This is a genomic window from Streptomyces sp. GD-15H, from assembly GCF_045291515.1.
Classification (GTDB): Bacteria; Actinomycetota; Actinomycetes; order Streptomycetales; family Streptomycetaceae; genus Streptomyces.
Genome location: NZ_CP149447.1, coordinates 333,439 through 352,030, shown reverse-complemented (window position 1 = coordinate 352,030; position 18,592 = coordinate 333,439). Strand labels below are relative to the sequence as shown.

Below are 18,592 nucleotides of genomic sequence, written 5' to 3'. Positions count from 1 at the left end.
AAGCATGGAGTTCTGATGATTCCGTTGTCCTTCGCGCAACGCCGTTTGTGGTTCCTGGACCGTTTCGAGTCGGTCGGCGCGGCCTACAACACCTCGCTGACCCTGCGGGTCGGCGGGAAGCTGGACGAGGGGGTGCTGCGAGCCGCCGTAGGGGACGTGGTGGCCCGGCACGAGGCGCTGCGGACGGTCATCGGTGAGCGTGACGGCGAGCCGTTCCAGGACATCCTGCCCGAAGGGCCCGAGGACCAGGCGGTGATGGCCGGGGCGGAGACGGTGTCCCGGGAGGAGCTGCCGGCCCGGCTGGCACAGGCCCGGCGGTACGTGTTCGACCTCGCGGTCGAGCGGCCGTTGCGGGTACGCCTGTTCCGGGTGGGCCCGCAGGAGCACGTGCTGCTGGTGCTGATGCATCACATCGCCTTCGACGGCTGGTCGACGGCGCCGTTCATGCGGGACCTGGCTCAGGCGTATGCCACGAGGCTGAAGGGTGAGGCGCCGGGGTGGGATCCGCTGCCTGTGCAGTACGCGGACTACACCCTGTGGCAGCGAGACCTGCTGGGGGATCCGGCGGCCCCGGAGAGCCTGTTCGCGCGCCAGCTGGCTCATTGGAAGCGATCGCTGTCGGGGATGGCGCAGGAGCTGTCGCTGCCGACCGACCGGGTGCGGCCGGCCGAGCCCAGCTACCGGGGCGGTGTGGTCAAGTTCGGTGTCGACACCGAGACCCACCAGAGGCTGGTCGGCCTGGCCCGCTCCACGAACGCGAGCATGTTCATGGTGCTGAAGGCCGCTCTGGCCGCGACACTGACGCGCCTGGGAGCGGGCAGCGACATCCCCATCGGTGTCCCGATCGCCGGGCGCACCGACGAGGCCCTCGAGGATCTCGTCGGGTTCTTCGTCAACACCCTTGTGCTGCGGAGCAACGTCTCGGGCAACCCCACCTTCCGCCACCTGCTGGAACGTACCCGTGACACCGTTCTGGCCGCCTACGCCCACCAGGACCTCCCCTTCGAGAGCCTGGTCGAGGCGCTCAATCCCGAACGCTCCCTGGCCCGCCACCCCCTCTTCCAGGTCGTCCTCACCTTTCACAACCAGACGCGGTCCGCCCTCGAACTGCCCGGTCTCACCCTCGAGCCCATCCCGGACGAAGACACCTCCGCCCTCTTCGACCTCGCGTTCAACATCGCCGAACGTCATTCCGGCCCGGCCGGTGCCCCGGCGGGACTCGAGGGCTCCCTGCAGTACTCCCGCGACCTGTTCGACCACTCCACGGCCGAACACGTCACCGGATATGTCACCCGTCTCCTGACGGCCGTCGCCGCACACCCCGACCTCCCCCTCAACCAGGTCCCCATCCTCTCGCCGACCGAGCTCCGCACCCTCACCGCACACGGGCACACCGGCGGCTCCGCGCACGGGCCGGACCCGGACCCGGATCCGGTGGACGCGACTCCGATGCTGCCGACGCTCTTCGAAGCGTGGGTCTCCCGTATACCCGACGCCCCCGCCGTCAGCTACGAGGGCACCACGCTCACCTACGCCGAGCTCAACGCCCGCGCCAACCAGCTCGCCCACCACCTCATCACCCAAGGCGCAGGCCCCGAGACCAGCATCGCCCTGCTCCTCCCGCGCTCCCTCGACCTGGTCGTCGCCGTTCTCGCCACGCTCAAGGCGGGCGCGGCCTACCTGCCCATCGACCCGGACTACCCCACCGAGCGCATCAACCACGTCCTGGACGACGCTCGGCCCCTGCTCACCCTCCGCGGCATCAGCGACGAGTGGCTGGCCAGTCGGCCCACCACTGACCCGACCGACGCCGACCGTATCGCCCCGCTGCGTCCCGGGAATGCCGCGTACATCATCTACACCAGCGGGTCCACTGGCCGTCCCAAAGGCGTCGTCGTCACCCACAGGGGAATCCCGAACCTCATATCCAGCAAGATCGTGGGCTTCGGCGTACGCCCCGGTGACCGCATGCTCCAGTTCGCCTCGCTGGGATTCGACGCGGCGTTCATGGAGATCGCGGTGTCGCTGCTGGCCGGCGCCACTCTCGTCCTGACCCCGGCGGAGAACCTGCATTCTGCGGAATCACTGACCGAGCTGTTGGTGCGGGAACGCATCACACATGCCCTGATTCCCCCCGCGCTGCTCGCTTCCCTTCCGTCCGAGGAGATGCCGGAATTCACCCTCGTCGTGGCCGGTGACACATGCTCCGGCGAGACGGTGTCGGAATGGTCGTCGGGCCGCCGCATGATCAACGCCTACGGGCCCAGTGAGTACACGGTCTGCGTCACGATGAGTGAGCCGCTCTCCGGCTCCTCGAAGCCGCCCATCGGACGGCCGATCACAGAGACCCGCGTCCTCGTCCTGGACGAACTGCTCTGCCCGGTGCCGGTGGGGGTGGCAGGTGAGCTGTACGTCGCGGGCGTGGGTCTGGCGCGGGGCTACCTGGGGCGGGCCGGGCACACCGCGGAGCGGTTCGTCGCGGATCCGTTCGGGCCGGCGGGCTCGCGGATGTACCGGACCGGCGATCTGGTGAAGTGGCGTGAGGACGGGAACCTCGAGTTCCTGGGCCGGGCCGACGACCAGGTCAAGGTCCGTGGCTTCCGGATCGAACCGGGAGAGATCGAGACGGTGCTCTCGGGCCACGCCTCGGTGTCCCACTGCGCGGTGACAGTCCGCCAGGACCGTCCCGGGGACAAGCGTCTGGTCGCCTACCTGGTCGCGGAAGACGGGCACGAGGTTCCGGTCGAGGAACTGCGGGAGAGCGTGCGGCGCGCGCTGCCGGACTACATGGTGCCCGCGGCGTTCGTGGTTCTGGACGCGCTGCCGCTAACCCCGAACGGGAAACTGGACCGCAGGGCCCTGCCCGCCCCCCAGTACGGTCCGTCGAGGGACACCGAGCGCCCCCCTCGCACTCCGCAGGAGAAGATCCTGTGCGACCTGTTCGCCGAGGTCCTCGGTCTCGACCAGGTAGGCGTGGACGACCGCTTCTTCGAACTGGGCGGCGACTCGATCACCTCGATCCAGCTGGTCAGCCGGGCCCGCAAGGCCGGACTCGTCATCAGACCCCGTGAGGTATTCCAACATCAGTCCGTGGCCGAACTGGCCCTCGTCGCCACCACCGGCGGCTCCGCGGTCACACAGCCGCAGACCAGCCCGGTCGGCACCACACCGCCCACCCCGATCATGGAATGGCTGCGCCGCCTGGGCGGAAACATCGACCACTTCCATCAGAGTGCCCTGGTCCGGACCCCCGCCGGCGCCACCCGGCACCACCTGACCACCGTCCTGCGGACCATCCTCGACCACCACGACGTCCTCCGCGCCCGCCTCGTCGAAGCCTCCGACGGCACCTGGAACCTCCACATCCTCCCTGCCGGCACCCCCGACGCCGGGGCCCTTCTCACCCGCGTCCCCGCCCCCGTCAGCGACCACCGCGTCCCCGACGAACTGATCACCCAGCACGCCCGAGGAGCCATCGAGCGCCTCGATCCGCGTGCCGACACCATGCTCCAGGCAGTCTGGTTCGACGCCGGTCCCGCCCAGCCGGGCCGCCTCCTGCTGACCGTCCACCATCTCGTCGTCGACGCCGTTTCCTGGCGCATCCTGCTGCCGGACCTGGCCGACGCCTACCGAAACCTCGTCCAGGGCGAACAGCTGCGGCTGGACCCGGTGCCCACCTCCTGGCGCCAGTGGGCCCATCACCTCGCCCACCACGCCACCCTGCCGGCCAGGCAGGCGGAAACCGGCCTGTGGACCGCCGTCCTCGCGCCGCCCGACCCCCTGCTCACCTCCCGTGAGCTCAGGCCCACGCAGGACACCGTCACCGGCCGCCACACCACCACCGTCGCCCCCGACGTCACCCAGCCCCTCCTGACCTCCGTTCCCGCTGCCTACAACGCCGGCATCACCGACATCCTCGTGACCGCCTACGCCCTCGCCCTGACCGAGTGGCGGCGCCGCCGCGGACACGACCACACGCACGGCGCGCTCATCGACCTCGAAACCCACGGGCGTCACGAAACCGGCACCGACACGGACCTCACCCGCACCATCGGCTGGTTCACCTCCTGCCACCCCGTCCGCGTCACCACGGAGAACCTGCCCTGGCACTGTCTCCACACCGACCCGGCCGCCGTGGCCGCCACCGTCGGGGCTGTCACGGAGCACCTCCGGACCCTCCCCGACCACGGCATCGGCTACGGGCTTCTTCGGTATCTGACCCCCGGTCACCCCCTCAGCCACCAGAAGACCCCACAGACCAGCTTCAACTACCTGGGCCACTCCCCGGCCGGAGCCAACCCCGCGAGCATCGACGCGGACACCAAGGGCCTCTTCACCCCTGCACCCGAGAAGCCTGCCCTCCCCACCGTCGACAACGTCATGCCCACGCCCCACACCATCGCCCTGGACGCGGTGGCCCACGACCACCCCGACGGCCCCCGCCTCACCACGCACTTCACCTGGCCCGAGAGCCTCCTGGGTCCTTCGGACATCCACGAACTGGCGGACCTGTACACCGAAGCCGTTCAGGCGATCACCGCCCACGCCAAGGACCAGAAGGCCGGCCACACCCCCTCCGACCTCTCCCTCGTCACCCTCACCCAGCAGGAGATCGACCAACTGGAGGACAGCGCGGGCGGCCTGGAGGACGTCCTCTCGCTGTCGCCGCTGCAGGAAGGGCTCCTGTTCCACGCCCTGTACGACCACGACAGTCCCGACGTCTACGCCGTGCAGACGGAACTCGGCCTCGAGGGCGTGCTCGACCCCGACCGGCTGCGCAAGGCCGTCCACACGCTGCTGCGGCGTTACCCCAACCTGCGCGCGTCCTTCCACATACGCACGGCCAACGATCCCGTGCAGGTCGTCCCCCGTGACGTCGAGGCGCCAATCACCACGCACGACCTCACCGGACTCACCCCGGACGCACGGCGTGCCGCGCTGGACCGGATCGTCTCCGAGGAACGCAACCGCCGGTTCGACCCGGCCGAACCCCCGCTGATCCGGTTCACCCTGATCCGTCTCGCCGAGCGCCGGCACCATCTGGTGCTGGCCAACCACCACATCCTCTTCGACGGCTGGTCCATGCCGCTGGTGATCCGGGACCTGCTCGCGCTCTACGCCTCGGCAGGCGACGAGACTGGCCTGCCGCGTCCCACGCCCTACCGAACCTACCTTGCCTGGCTCAGCCGGCAGGACACCGACGTGGCCCTCACCGCCTGGCGCGACCATCTCGCCGGACTCGCCCAGCCGACCCTGATGGCTCCCGGCCCGCACAAGGACCCCGCTCCGCGGACCGAATCCTGCTACACCACGCTCCCCGCCGACGTCACCGGTCTCCTGCGGAACCGGCTGCGAGAGAACGGGCTGACGCTCAGCACCGCGGTCCAGGCCGCCTGGAGCGTGCTGCTCACGCGTTACACCGGACATCACGACGTCGTCTTCGGCGCCACCGTCTCCGGTCGGCCGCCCGAGATCCCCGGCATCGAGAGCATGGTGGGACTGTTCATCAACACCGTGCCCGTCCGGACCGGCACCGAGCCCACCGACACCTTCCTCGCGCGCATGCGACGGCTGCAGGAACGACAGGCGGACCTTCTCGACCACCACTACCTCGGACTCAGCGCCATTCAGGCGCTGACCCCCCACGCGGAACTCTTCGACACGACCGTCGTGTTCGAGAACTACCCCGTCCAGCAGGAACCCGGTGACCACGCAACCACCGACGAGTCCGGCCTCACGGTCGTCACCAGCGACGGCCACGACGGCGCCCACTACCCCCTCAACCTGGTGGCGGCCCACAATCCCGCCACCAACGCCCTCCACCTCCGGCTCGCCTACAACCCGGGTGCCTTCGACGCGGCGACCGCGCAGCGGATCAGCGGTCATGTCGTCGCCGTCCTGACGGCCATCGCCCGCGACCCCGGCCACCTCGTCGACCGCACCGCTATCCTGACGGCCGAGGAACGCCACACCCTCACCGTTGCCTGGAACGAGGCCGGCGAGACGGACGGAGGGACGAGTGCTGGCGCCCACGCGGGTGCCGGACCGACGATTCACCAGCGCTTCGCCGAGATCGCCGCGCGGCGTCCCGACGAGCCGGCGTACGTGTCGGCGCACGGCGAGCTGACCTACGGCGAGATCGACAGGCGGGCGAACCGGCTCGCCCATCACCTCCTGAAGCTCGGAGCACGGCCGGAGGTGCCGGTGGCGCTCCTATTCGAGCGCTCGGCGGACCTCCTCGTCGCCATGCTGGCCACCCTGAAGGCCGGATCCACGTACCTCCCGCTGGACAAACGGTCACCGGGACAGCGGCTTACCGCCCTGCTCTCCGAGAGCGGCGCTTCGCTGCTGCTGACCGGTCCTCTCACCCAGGACATCGGCTGGCCGGGCCCTGATCTCGATCCGGCGGTCCGGCGGGTGGCGGTGGCCGATGTCGCGCTGGACGAGGAGCCCGTGTCACCACCGGTCACCGTGGTGCACCCCGATCAGCTGGCCTGTGTGATGTACACCTCCGGATCCACCGGCGCCCCCAAGGGAGCGGCTCTGACCCACCGCAACGTCCTGCGCATGGTCGACGCGGATCAGTACGCACCGCGGGATGACAGCCGCCGCGAGTGCGTCCTGTTCCACTCGCCGCACGCGTGGGACGCGGTCACCTGGGAGCTGTGGCTGACGCTGCTGCGCGAGCGACAGGTGGTGGAGGCGGCCCCCGGGGATCTCGGCGTGGACGACCTCGCCGGCTACCTCTCCTCTTGGGGCATCACCAGGATGTGGCTCACGGCGGGTCTGTTCCGCCTGATGGCGGAGGAGCGGCCCCATGCCTTCTCGGCGCTCAAGGAGATCTGCACGGGCGGAGACGTCGTCCCGGCCTCGGCCGTGCGGCGGGTACTCGAGGCCTGTCCCGGCCTCGTGGTCGTCAACGGCTACGGTCCCACCGAGGCAACGGTCTTCACCACCCAGTACCGGATGTGCGCCACGGACCGGATCCCGGACAACGTCCCCATCGGCGGCCCGATGGACGGCATGCGGACCTACGTCCTGGATTCCCGCCTGCTCCCGGTCCCGGTGGGTGTCGTCGGTGAGCTGTACGTCGCCTCCGAGCAGGTCGCACGCGGCTACATCCATCAGCCCTCCCGCACGGCGGAACGGTTCGTCGCCGCCCCGTTCGGAGCGCCGGGCTCCCGCATGTACCGCACCGGAGACCTGGTCCGCTGGCGTTCCGACGGAACCCTGGAGTTCGTGGGCCGGACGGACGAGCAGGTGAAACTGAGGGGCTTCCGCATCGAGCCCGCCGAGATCGAGGCCGCCATCGGGCGCCATGCCGCGGTCGGCCAGTGCGCCGTGCTGGCCCGTGAGGACCGCCCGGGGGACGTCCGCCTGACGGCGTACGTCGTGGCCGCCGACGGCGCAGAAGGCTCCCCCGAAGTCCGAGTGGAGGAGTTGCGGACCCACCTTCGGGAAAGGCTGCCCGACTACATGATCCCGTCGGCCTTCGTGACCCTCGACACGTTGCCCCTGACCCCGAACGGGAAGCTCGATCGGAACGCCCTGCCGGCTCCCGAGCAGCCCGACGAGACCGGCTTCACCGACGCGCGGACCAGTCAGGAGGAGACGCTCTGCGCTCTCTTCGCCCAGGTCCTCGGTGTGGAGAAGGTCGGCGTCGACGACAACTTCTTCGAACTCGGAGGGCACTCGCTGCTCGCTGCCCGGCTGGTCAGCCAGGTTCAGGCCGCGTTCGGTGTGAAGGTGGCGATCCGAACGCTCTACGCCGCTCCGACCGTCGCAGCCCTCGCCAAGGCACTGGGGGAGGGAGCCATCGCCCGGCAGTACGCCTTCGAGACCGTGCTCCCGCTGCGGGAGACAGGCTCCCGGAACCCGGTCTTCTGTGTGCATGCGGCAGGGGGACTGAGCTGGCGGTACGCCGAGTTCCTGCGGCACCTCCCCAACGACTGCCCGCTCTACGGAATCCAGTCGTCGGGCTTCCTGGAGACCGGTCTGCCGGAGTCCGTCGAGGAGATGGCGGACGCCTACGTGGGCGCGATACGCGAGATACAGCCCGAGGGGCCCTATCGGCTGATCGGCTGGTCCTTCGGCGGACTGGTGGTTCACGAGATGGCTGTCCTCCTGACGGAGCAAGGGCAGCAGGTGGACCTGCTGGCCGTTCTCGATTCGTACCCGGCCGTCGACGAACCGGGAGCCGGCACCGGCGTGCTGGACCGCACCGATGTCGTGAACGGACTGTTCGAGGTCCTGGGGATGACTCCCCCGGAGCTGCCGGACGAGCCGGAGAACACGGAATCGCTCTCCCGGGTGCGCGACGCGCTGTCCGACGACAGCGGTTCGTACGGCCACATTCTCGGTGACAAACTGGAGAACTTCATCGCGGTCACACAGAACAACGTCTTGCTCCGGAGGAAATTTCGTCCCCGGAACTACTCCGGATCGATGCTCCTGTTCGTCGCCGAACACGATGGAAAACGGGTCGATGAATTCGTCCGCACATGGGATCCTTTCTGCCGTGGTCCGATCGAGGTGGAGCAGGTCTACTGCGAACACGCGGAAATGATGGATCCCGGCCCCGTCGCGAAAATCGCCGAACGGATCGCCGACGCCTTGGAAAAGCAGGACTCGATGAACGCCGAATCCGAAGGCGCACGATGACAAGAAATCCGCGGGAGGCCGGGAAGCCTCGTCGTCCTGGCGTGACGGCGAGAGGACCACATTTTCCTCCAGCCTCGCGGTCGGGACGCGCTTGAGGGCGCCGCCCCGTCGCCCTCCGACTGCACATTCACCGGCGCCCGGTCGCACGGGAATCCCGGCGCCATTTTTCCGGACAGTCGGCCCGGGCCGGCCGATCGCCCACTCGTTCCGCGGGACTCACCTCAGTTCCGCGACGACGAGCGCGATGTCCTGTCGCCACAAAGAATTGACCGTTTTCGTAGCAGAGTGGAAGGTGCCGCAGGCATGAAGCTTGGACTGCAGGACGTCTGGTCATTGTCGCCGCTGCAGGAAGGACTGCTCTTCCATGCCCTTTACGACCCGCAGAGCCTTGACGTCTACACCGCGCAGGTGAGCGTCGGCCTCCAGGGGAAACTGGATCCCGAGGCACTGCAGTCGGCCGGGCAGGCTCTGCTCCGTCGGCACCCGAATCTCCGGGCCGCGTTCCGGCACAGCGCGCAGGGACAGCCGATTCAGCTCATACCCCGGGAGATCGTGCTTCCCTGGCGGCAGTGTGATCTCTCCGGGATGAGCCCCGCCGACCGCGAGGCGGAGGCCGACCGCCTGACGGCCGAGGAACGGGAAGAGCGCTTCGACCCCGCTCGGCCGCCGTTGATGCGCTTCACCCTGCTGATCCTGGGGGACCAGGAATACCGGCTGGTGATCACCCATCACCACATCCTGCTGGACGGCTGGTCCGTCCCCATCCTGCTCAGGGACCTGTTCTCCCTCTACCAGACACCGGGGGACGACTCCGGCCTGCCGCGCGTCACACCGTTCAACGCATACCTGGCCTGGCTCGCGCGCCAGGACCGATCGGTCTCCGAGTCCGCCTGGCGGGAGGACATGGCAGGCTTCACGCAGTCATGCCATCTGGCACCGGCACACCGGGCCCGCGCGCCGATCGCACCGGCCCAGACCGAGGGCTTCCTGCCCACCGAACTCACCAGCGCGCTGCAGCGATACGCCCGTGATGCCGGCGTGACGATGAGTACTGTGGTGCAGGCGGCATGGGCTCTCTTGCTCGGCCGCCTGACCGGACAGGACGACGTGGTCTTCGGGACCACCGTGGCCGGACGCCCGTCGGACATCCCGGGCATCGAGAGCATGCTCGGACTGTTCATCAACACGGTGCCCGTACGGATCCGGCTGGAGGTGGGGGAGTCCCTGGCCCACCTCCTGAAGAGGGCCCAGGACCGGCACACCCGGATGCTCGACCACATGCACGTAGGGCTCACCGACATTCAGGAGTGGGCGGGCGTCGGCGAACTGTTCGACACACTGGTTGTGTTCGAGAACTACCCGGTGGACCGGGAGAGCCTCGTCTCTCCCGCTCCAGGTCTCCGTATCTCCGGGCTCAAGGGTTACGACGGAATCCACTACCCACTGAACCTCGTCGCCGCGCTCACCGGACAGCGTCTCCTGCTGCGACTGAGCTACCGCCCCGATCTGTTCGACGAGGCGTCCGTCGAGCGGATGGTGGGGTGTCTGGAGCGTCTGCTGGAGGCGCTGGTCGAGGATCCCGACCGGCCGGTGGGGCAGGTCGACATCCTCTCCCCGGAGGACCGTCACCGCTTGCTGACCGAATGGAACGACACCCACACGGAACCTCCCGCCGGACTGATCCCGGACCTGTTCGAGCGGCAGGTGGTGCGGGCTCCGGGGGCCACGGCGGTGGTGTTCGGGGATGTGGAGGTGTCGTACGGGGAGCTGAACGCGCGGGCGAACCGGCTGGCGCGGCTGTTGATGTCGCGTGGGGCGGGGCCGGAGCGGGTGGTGGCGTTGATGCTGCCGCGTTCGGTGGAGATGGTGGTGGGTCTGCTGGCGGTGCTGAAGGCCGGTGGCGCCTATCTGCCGGTGGATCCGGAGCTGCCGGCCGACCGGGTGGCGTTCATGCTGGGGGACGCGGAGCCCGCGGTGGTGGTGGCCGTGGAGGAGGTCGTGTCCCGGTTGCCGGAGGGGACGGACGCGCTGCTGGTGGAGGAGGCCGGTGTGCTGGAGGAGCTGGCCGGTCTGTCCGGTGAGGACGTGGACGACGGGGAGCGGGCCTGCCCGCTGCTGCCGGACCATCCCGCCTACCTGATCTACACCTCCGGCTCCACCGGCCGCCCCAAGGGCGTCACCGTCACGTTGGGCAATCTGGGGAATCTGCTGGCCGCCATGCAGAAGCGAGTGTCCTTCACCCAGGAGGACCGGCTCCTCGCGGTCACCACGGTCGGGTTCGACATCGCGGCACTGGAGATCTTCGGTCCGCTGCTCAGCGGCGCCGCTGTCGTTCTCGCCTCTCACCAGGACGTCCGCGGCGGTGGGCCCCTGCTGGGCATCATGGAGAAGTGGGGCGTCACCATCATGCAGGCGACGCCCTCCCTCTGGCAGATACTGATGGGATTCGACACGGAACCGATCCGGGGACTGCGTGTTCTGGTCGGTGGCGAACCCCTACCGGGCGGTCTGTGCGGCGATCTTCACGATCTCGGGTGCCGGGTGCTGAACGTGTACGGCCCGACGGAGACGACCGTCTGGTCCACCGCGGCACCGATCGAGGGCGAGGCCGTGCACAGCCCACCCATCGGTCGTCCGGTGGACAACACGTCGGTGTATGTGCTGGACGGGTCGTTGAACCTGGTTCCGGTTGGTGTGGCGGGTGAGTTGTATGTGGCGGGTGCCGGTCTGGCGCGGGGTTATCTGAATCGTCGGGGGTTGACCGCGGAGCGGTTCGTGGCGGATCCGTTCGGGCCGGCGGGTTCGCGGATGTACCGGACCGGCGATGTGGTGCGGTGGCGTGCGCAGGGGTGTCTGGAGTTCGTGGGCCGGGTCGACGACCAGGTGAAGATCCGTGGTTTCCGGATCGAGCCAGGTGAGGTGGAGGCCGCTGTGGCGGGGCATCCGTCGGTGGCGGCGGCGTTGGTGATGGCGCGTGAGGACCGGCCCGGGGACCGGCGCCTGGTGGCGTATGCGGTGGCGGCGGACGGGTCCGGCGTCGAGGTGAGGGCGCTGCGTGATCACGTGGCGCGGGCGGTGCCGGACTACATGGTGCCGTCGGCGTTCGTGGTGCTGGACGCGTTGCCGCTGACACCGAACGGGAAGGTGGACCGCAAGGCGCTGCCCGCCCCCGGGGTGGACGCCGCCTCCTCGGGGCGGGCGCCGCGGACGCCGCGGGAGGAGATTCTGTGCGGCCTGTTCGCCGAGGTCATCGGTGTCAGGGCGGTGGGGATCGACGACAACTTCTTCGATTTGGGCGGGCATTCGCTATCGGCGACGCGGCTGGTGAGCCGTGTTCGCCGGGTGCTAGGTGCGGAGCTGAGTGTCCGGGACCTGTTCGAAGCGCCGAACGTGGCGGACCTGGGGCGGCGGCTGGCGGGGGCCGGGGACGCGCGGCCGGCGTTGGGTGTGGTGGAGCGGCCTGAGCGGGTTCCGTTGTCGTTCGCGCAGCGTCGGCTGTGGTTCCTGAACCGTTTCGAGGATGCCGGGGGGAGTGCGGCTTACAACGTTCCGTTTGTTCTGCGGTTGCGTGGGGCTGTCGACCGGGAGGCGTTGCAGGCGGCTCTGGGGGATGTGGTCGGGCGGCACGAGGCGTTGCGGACGGTGTTCCCGGAGGGTGTCGACGGTGATCCGTATCAGCGGATCCTGGGTGTGGAAGAGGTGTCGGCGGGTGCTTTGAGGGTGGTGGAGGTCGGTCCGCGGGAGCTGGAGGAGCGTCTGGCGGCGGAGGCCGGGCGTCCGTTCGATCTGGTGTCGGAGCTGCCTTTCCGGGCGTGGTTGTTCATGCTGGGTCCGCGGGAGTGTGTGCTGATGCTGGTGATGCATCACATCGCGGCGGACGGATGGTCGTCTGTTCCGCTGGCCCGGGATCTGGGGTCGGCGTATGCGGCGCGTGCCGAGGGGCGGGCTCCGCGGTGGGACGCGTTGCCGGTGCAGTACGCGGATTACACGTTGTGGCAGCGGGAGCTGCTGGGTGGTGAGGACGATCCGGACAGCGTCTTCTCGCGGCAGTTGTCGTTCTGGCGGAAGTCGCTGGCGGGGATTCCTGAGCAGTTGGAGCTGCCGACGGACCGTCCGCGGCCGACGCGTGCGTCTCATCGTGGTGACCGGGTGGAGTTCCGTCTGGGGGCGGGCGTGCACCAGGGTGTGGTGGAGCTCGCGCGTAACAGTGGTGCGAGTGTGTTCATGGTGATGCAGGCCGCGGTGGCGGCGTTGCTGACGCGTCTGGGAGCGGGTGTCGATGTTCCGATCGGTACCCCGGTCGCGGGGCGTACGGACGACGGGCTCGACGACCTGATCGGTTTCTTCGTCAATACGCTGGTGCTGCGGACGGACACGTCGGGTGATCCGAGTTTCCGGGAGCTGGTGGCGCGGGTCCGTGAGACGGATCTCGAGGCGTATGCGCATCAGGACCTGCCGTTCGAGAGTCTGGTGGAGGCGCTCAACCCGGCTCGTTCGCTGGCGCGTCATCCGTTGTTCCAGGTCATGCTGGCCTTCCACAACGCCACGGGCGGCGGCATGCGGCTTCCCGGTGTGGAGACGTCACCGCAGTCGGCTCTGCCGGGTGTGGCCAAGTTCGACCTGGCTTTCAACCTGGCGGAGAGGCAGGGCCGGGAGAGCGGGACCCCGGAAGGCATCGACGGAGTCGTCGAGTACGCCACCGATCTGTTCGACGAGGCGTCCGTCGAGCGGATGGTGGGGTGTCTGGAGCGTCTGCTGGAGGCGCTGGTCGAGGATCCCGACCGGCCGGTGGGGCAGGTCGACATCCTCTCCCCGGAGGACCGTCACCGCTTGCTGACCGAATGGAACGACACCCACACGGAACCTCCCGCCGGACTGATCCCGGACCTGTTCGAAGAGCAGGCCGCCCGTACACCCGATGCGGCGGCGCTGACCCACGAGGGAACCACCCTTACCTACGCCGAGCTCAACGCCCGCGCGAACCAGCTCGCCCACCACCTCATCGCACAGGGCGCGGGTCCCGAGAAGACCGTCGCCCTGGCCTTCCCGCGCTCCCTCGACATGGTCGTCGCGGTCCTGGCCACCCTGAAGGCGGGGGCGGCCTACCTCCCCCTGGACCCGGACCAGCCCGCCGAGCGCACCACGTGCCTGAGGGACGATGCTCAGCCCTTCCTCACCCTCACTCACATCCCCGACGACCTGCTGAGCACCCGGCCCACCAGCAATCCGACGGACGTCGACCGCGTCGCCCCGTTGCACCCCGACCATCCCGCCTACACGATCTACACCAGCGGCTCCACCGGGCGTCCCAAGGGCGTCGTCGTCACCCACCGCAATGTGTGCCGGCTGTTCTCGTCCACGCGCGGCCTCTTCACCTTCGGGCCGGACGACGTGTGGGCCCTCTTCCACTCCTATGCCTTCGACTTCTCCGTGTGGGAGATCTGGGGAGCGCTTCTGCACGGTGGCAGGCTGGTCGTCGTCCCGTACCTGGTCAGCCGCTCGCCCCAGCACCTTCTCGAGCTGCTCGCCCGAGAAGGGGTCACCGTTCTCAACCAGACACCCTCCGCCTTCCACCAGCTGATCGAGGCGATCCGAGAGAACGGCGGGCCGGCAGCCGATCTGTCCCTGCGCACAGTGATCTTCGGCGGCGAGAAGCTCGACCTGCCGCGGCTGAGGGACTGGTGCGAGGGGCAGTGGGACCGAGCCCCTGTCTTCGTCAACATGTACGGGATCACCGAGACGACCGTCCACGTAAGCCACGTCGCACTGACCGAGGAGATGGTGACCTCGGACGCCGCCAGCCTCGTCGGAGGGCCGATCCCCGATCTCCGCGCCTATGTGCTGGACGGGTCGTTGAACCTGGTTCCGGTTGGTGTGGCGGGTGAGTTGTATGTGGCGGGTGCCGGTCTGGCGCGGGGTTATCTGAATCGTCGGGGGTTGACCGCGGAGCGGTTCGTGGCGGATCCGTTCGGGCCGGCGGGTTCGCGGATGTACCGGACCGGCGATGTGGTGCGGTGGCGTGCGCAGGGGTGTCTGGAGTTCGTGGGCCGGGTCGACGACCAGGTGAAGATCCGTGGTTTCCGGATCGAGCCAGGTGAGGTGGAGGCCGCTGTGGCGGGGCATCCGTCGGTGGCGGCGGCGTTGGTGATGGCGCGTGAGGACCGGCCCGGGGACCGGCGCCTGGTGGCGTATGCGGTGGCGGCGGACGGGTCCGGCGTCGAGGTGAGGGCGCTGCGTGATCACGTGGCGCGGGCGGTGCCGGACTACATGGTGCCGTCGGCGTTCGTGGTGCTGGACGCGTTGCCGCTGACACCGAACGGGAAGGTGGACCGCAAGGCGCTGCCCGCCCCCGGGGTGGACGCCGCCTCCTCGGGGCGGGCGCCGCGGACGCCGCGGGAGGAGATTCTGTGCGGCCTGTTCGCCGAGGTCATCGGTGTCAGGGCGGTGGGGATCGACGACAACTTCTTCGATTTGGGCGGGCATTCGCTATCGGCGACGCGGCTGGTGAGCCGTGTTCGCCGGGTGCTAGGTGCGGAGCTGAGTGTCCGGGACCTGTTCGAAGCGCCGAACGTGGCGGACCTGGGGCGGCGGCTGGCGGGGGCCGGGGACGCGCGGCCGGCGTTGGGTGTGGTGGAGCGGCCTGAGCGGGTTCCGTTGTCGTTCGCGCAGCGTCGGCTGTGGTTCCTGAACCGTTTCGAGGATGCCGGGGGGAGTGCGGCTTACAACGTTCCGTTTGTTCTGCGGTTGCGTGGGGCTGTCGACCGGGAGGCGTTGCAGGCGGCTCTGGGGGATGTGGTCGGGCGGCACGAGGCGTTGCGGACGGTGTTCCCGGAGGGTGTCGACGGTGATCCGTATCAGCGGATCCTGGGTGTGGAAGAGGTGTCGGCGGGTGCTTTGAGGGTGGTGGAGGTCGGTCCGCGGGAGCTGGAGGAGCGTCTGGCGGCGGAGGCCGGGCGTCCGTTCGATCTGGTGTCGGAGCTGCCTTTCCGGGCGTGGTTGTTCATGCTGGGTCCGCGGGAGTGTGTGCTGATGCTGGTGATGCATCACATCGCGGCGGACGGATGGTCGTCTGTTCCGCTGGCCCGGGATCTGGGGTCGGCGTATGCGGCGCGTGCCGAGGGGCGGGCTCCGCGGTGGGACGCGTTGCCGGTGCAGTACGCGGATTACACGTTGTGGCAGCGGGAGCTGCTGGGTGGTGAGGACGATCCGGACAGCGTCTTCTCGCGGCAGTTGTCGTTCTGGCGGAAGTCGCTGGCGGGGATTCCTGAGCAGTTGGAGCTGCCGACGGACCGTCCGCGGCCGACGCGTGCGTCTCATCGTGGTGACCGGGTGGAGTTCCGTCTGGGGGCGGGCGTGCACCAGGGTGTGGTGGAGCTCGCGCGTAACAGTGGTGCGAGTGTGTTCATGGTGATGCAGGCCGCGGTGGCGGCGTTGCTGACGCGTCTGGGAGCGGGTGTCGATGTTCCGATCGGTACCCCGGTCGCGGGGCGTACGGACGACGGGCTCGACGACCTGATCGGTTTCTTCGTCAATACGCTGGTGCTGCGGACGGACACGTCGGGTGATCCGAGTTTCCGGGAGCTGGTGGCGCGGGTCCGTGAGACGGATCTCGAGGCGTATGCGCATCAGGACCTGCCGTTCGAGAGTCTGGTGGAGGCGCTCAACCCGGCTCGTTCGCTGGCGCGTCATCCGTTGTTCCAGGTCATGCTGGCCTTCCACAACGCCACGGGCGGCGGCATGCGGCTTCCCGGTGTGGAGACGTCACCGCAGTCGGCTCTGCCGGGTGTGGCCAAGTTCGACCTGGCTTTCAACCTGGCGGAGAGGCAGGGCCGGGAGAGCGGGACCCCGGAAGGCATCGACGGAGTCGTCGAGTACGCCACCGATCTGTTCGACGAGGCGTCCGTCGAGCGGATGGTGGGGTGTCTGGAGCGTCTGCTGGAGGCGCTGGTCGAGGATCCCGACCGGCCGGTGGGGCAGGTCGACATCCTCTCCCCGGAGGACCGTCACCGCTTGCTGACCGAATGGAACGACACCCACACGGAACCTCCCGCCGGACTGATCCCGGACCTGTTCGAGCGGCAGGTGGTGCGGGCTCCGGGGGCCACGGCGGTGGTGTTCGGGGATGTGGAGGTGTCGTACGGGGAGCTGAACGCGCGGGCGAACCGGCTGGCGCGGCTGTTGATGTCGCGTGGGGCGGGGCCGGAGCGGGTGGTGGCGTTGATGCTGCCGCGTTCGGTGGAGATGGTGGTGGGTCTGCTGGCGGTGCTGAAGGCCGGTGGCGCCTATCTGCCGGTGGATCCGGAGCTGCCGGCCGACCGGGTGGCGTTCATGCTGGGGGACGCGGAGCCCGCGGTGGTGGTGGCCGTGGAGGAGGTCGTGTCCCGGTTGCCGGAGGGGACGGACGCGCTGCTGGTGGAGGAGGCCGGTGTGCTGGAGGAGCTGGCCGGTCTGTCCGGTGAGGACGTGGACGACGGGGAGCGGGCCTGCCCGCTGCTGCCGGACCATCCCGCCTACCTGATCTACACCTCCGGCTCCACCGGCCGCCCCAAGGGCGTCACCGTCACCCACAGGTCCCTGGCGAACCTCCTGGCGGGCCATCGCGAGGGCTTCGTCGCCGAGGCGGGTGGCGGGCCGCTGCGGGTGGCGCTGACGGCGTCGTTCTCCTTCGACACCTCACTGGAGGGCGTGCTGCTGATGGCCGACGGCCACCCGCTGCACCTGGTCGACGAGACGACCCGGCTGGACGCCGCCGCGCTGGTCGAGTACGTCGTCGAGCACCGCATCGACTTCCTCGACCTGACCCCCACCTACCTGCGCCAACTGCTGCCCGCCGGGCTGCTCACCGATCCGCGCCACCACCCCCGGGTGCTGATGCTCGGCGGCGAGGCCGTCGGGCCCGGCCTGTGGAGGGAGCTGGGCGAGCGGCGGGACGTGGCCGCGTACAACTTCTACGGGCCCACCGAGTGCACGGTCGACGCCCTCGCCTGCCGCATCGAGGGCGACGGCCGTCCGACCGTCGGCAGGCCGCTCGCCAACGTGCGCGCCTACGTCCTCGACGACCGGCTGCGGCCCGTGCCGCCCGGAGTCGGCGGCGAGCTGTACCTGGCCGGCGTGCAACTGGCGCGCGGCTACGCCGGCCGGCCGGGCTCACCGCCGCACGATTCGTGGCGGATCCGTTCGGGCCGGCGGGTTCGCGGATGTACCGGACCGGCGATGTGGTGCGGTGGCGTGCGCAGGGGTGTCTGGAGTTCGTGGGCCGGGTCGACGACCAGGTGAAGATCCGTGGTTTCCGGATCGAGCCAGGTGAGGTGGAGGCCGCTGTGGCGGGGCATCCGTCGGTGGCGGCGGCGTTGGTGATGGCGCGTGAGGACCGGCCCGGGGACCGGCGCCTGGTGGCGTATGCGGTGGCGGCGGACGGGTCCGGCGTCGAGGTGAGGGCGCTGCGTGATCACGTGGCGCGGGCGGTGCCGGACTACATGGTGCCGTCGGCGTTCGTGGTGCTGGACGCGTTGCCGCTGACACCGAACGGGAAGGTGGACCGCAAGGCGCTGCCCGCCCCCGGGGTGGACGCCGCCTCCTCGGGGCGGGCGCCGCGGACGCCGCGGGAGGAGATTCTGTGCGGCCTGTTCGCCGAGGTCATCGGTGTCAGGGCGGTGGGGATCGACGACAACTTCTTCGATTTGGGCGGGCATTCGCTATCGGCGACGCGGCTGGTGAGCCGTGTTCGCCGGGTGCTAGGTGCGGAGCTGAGTGTCCGGGACCTGTTCGAAGCGCCGAACGTGGCGGACCTGGGGCGGCGGCTGGCGGGGGCCGGGGACGCGCGGCGCCCCCTGCTGCGACGCAGGCCGCGAGGCGAAGAGAAGTAGCCGCTCCGCAGCTCCGTCAAGAAACAAAACAACAATTTCAAGGAGATTTCGTGATGTCCTTTTCT

At 69.4% G+C, this 18,592-nt stretch carries 3 protein-coding genes; all 3 read left to right on the top strand.

Features of this window, described 5'->3' with window-relative positions; genetic code table 11:
* Positions 1-15: 15 nt before the first annotated feature.
* The 3 genes from WJ438_RS01700 (at position 16) to WJ438_RS01690 (ending at position 18,527) form a co-directional block, all read left to right on the top strand.
* A complete protein-coding gene (locus WJ438_RS01700; RefSeq protein WP_406723646.1) occupies positions 16-8,661 on the top strand; it encodes an amino acid adenylation domain-containing protein in 8,646 nt (2,881 codons plus the stop codon).
* Between the two features lie 303 nt (positions 8,662-8,964).
* Complete coding sequence (locus WJ438_RS01695) at positions 8,965-17,937, top strand: amino acid adenylation domain-containing protein (protein ID WP_406723645.1); 8,973 nt, start codon at positions 8,965-8,967, stop codon at positions 17,935-17,937.
* Entirely contained in the window at positions 17,913-18,527 is a 615-nt protein-coding gene (locus WJ438_RS01690) for a phosphopantetheine-binding protein (RefSeq protein WP_406723644.1), read from the top strand. Before WJ438_RS01695 ends, WJ438_RS01690 begins: the two co-directional genes overlap by 25 nt.
* Positions 18,528-18,592: the final 65 nt, after the last annotated feature.

Bases quoted from the DNA above. Each gene is read 5' to 3' on its own strand.
- WJ438_RS01695 (WP_406723645.1), top strand. From the start codon at position 8,965: ATGAAGCTTGGACTGCAGGACGTCTGGTCATTGTCGCCGCTGCAGGAA.
- WJ438_RS01700 (WP_406723646.1), top strand. From the start codon at position 16: ATGATTCCGTTGTCCTTCGCGCAACGCCGTTTGTGGTTCCTGGACCGT.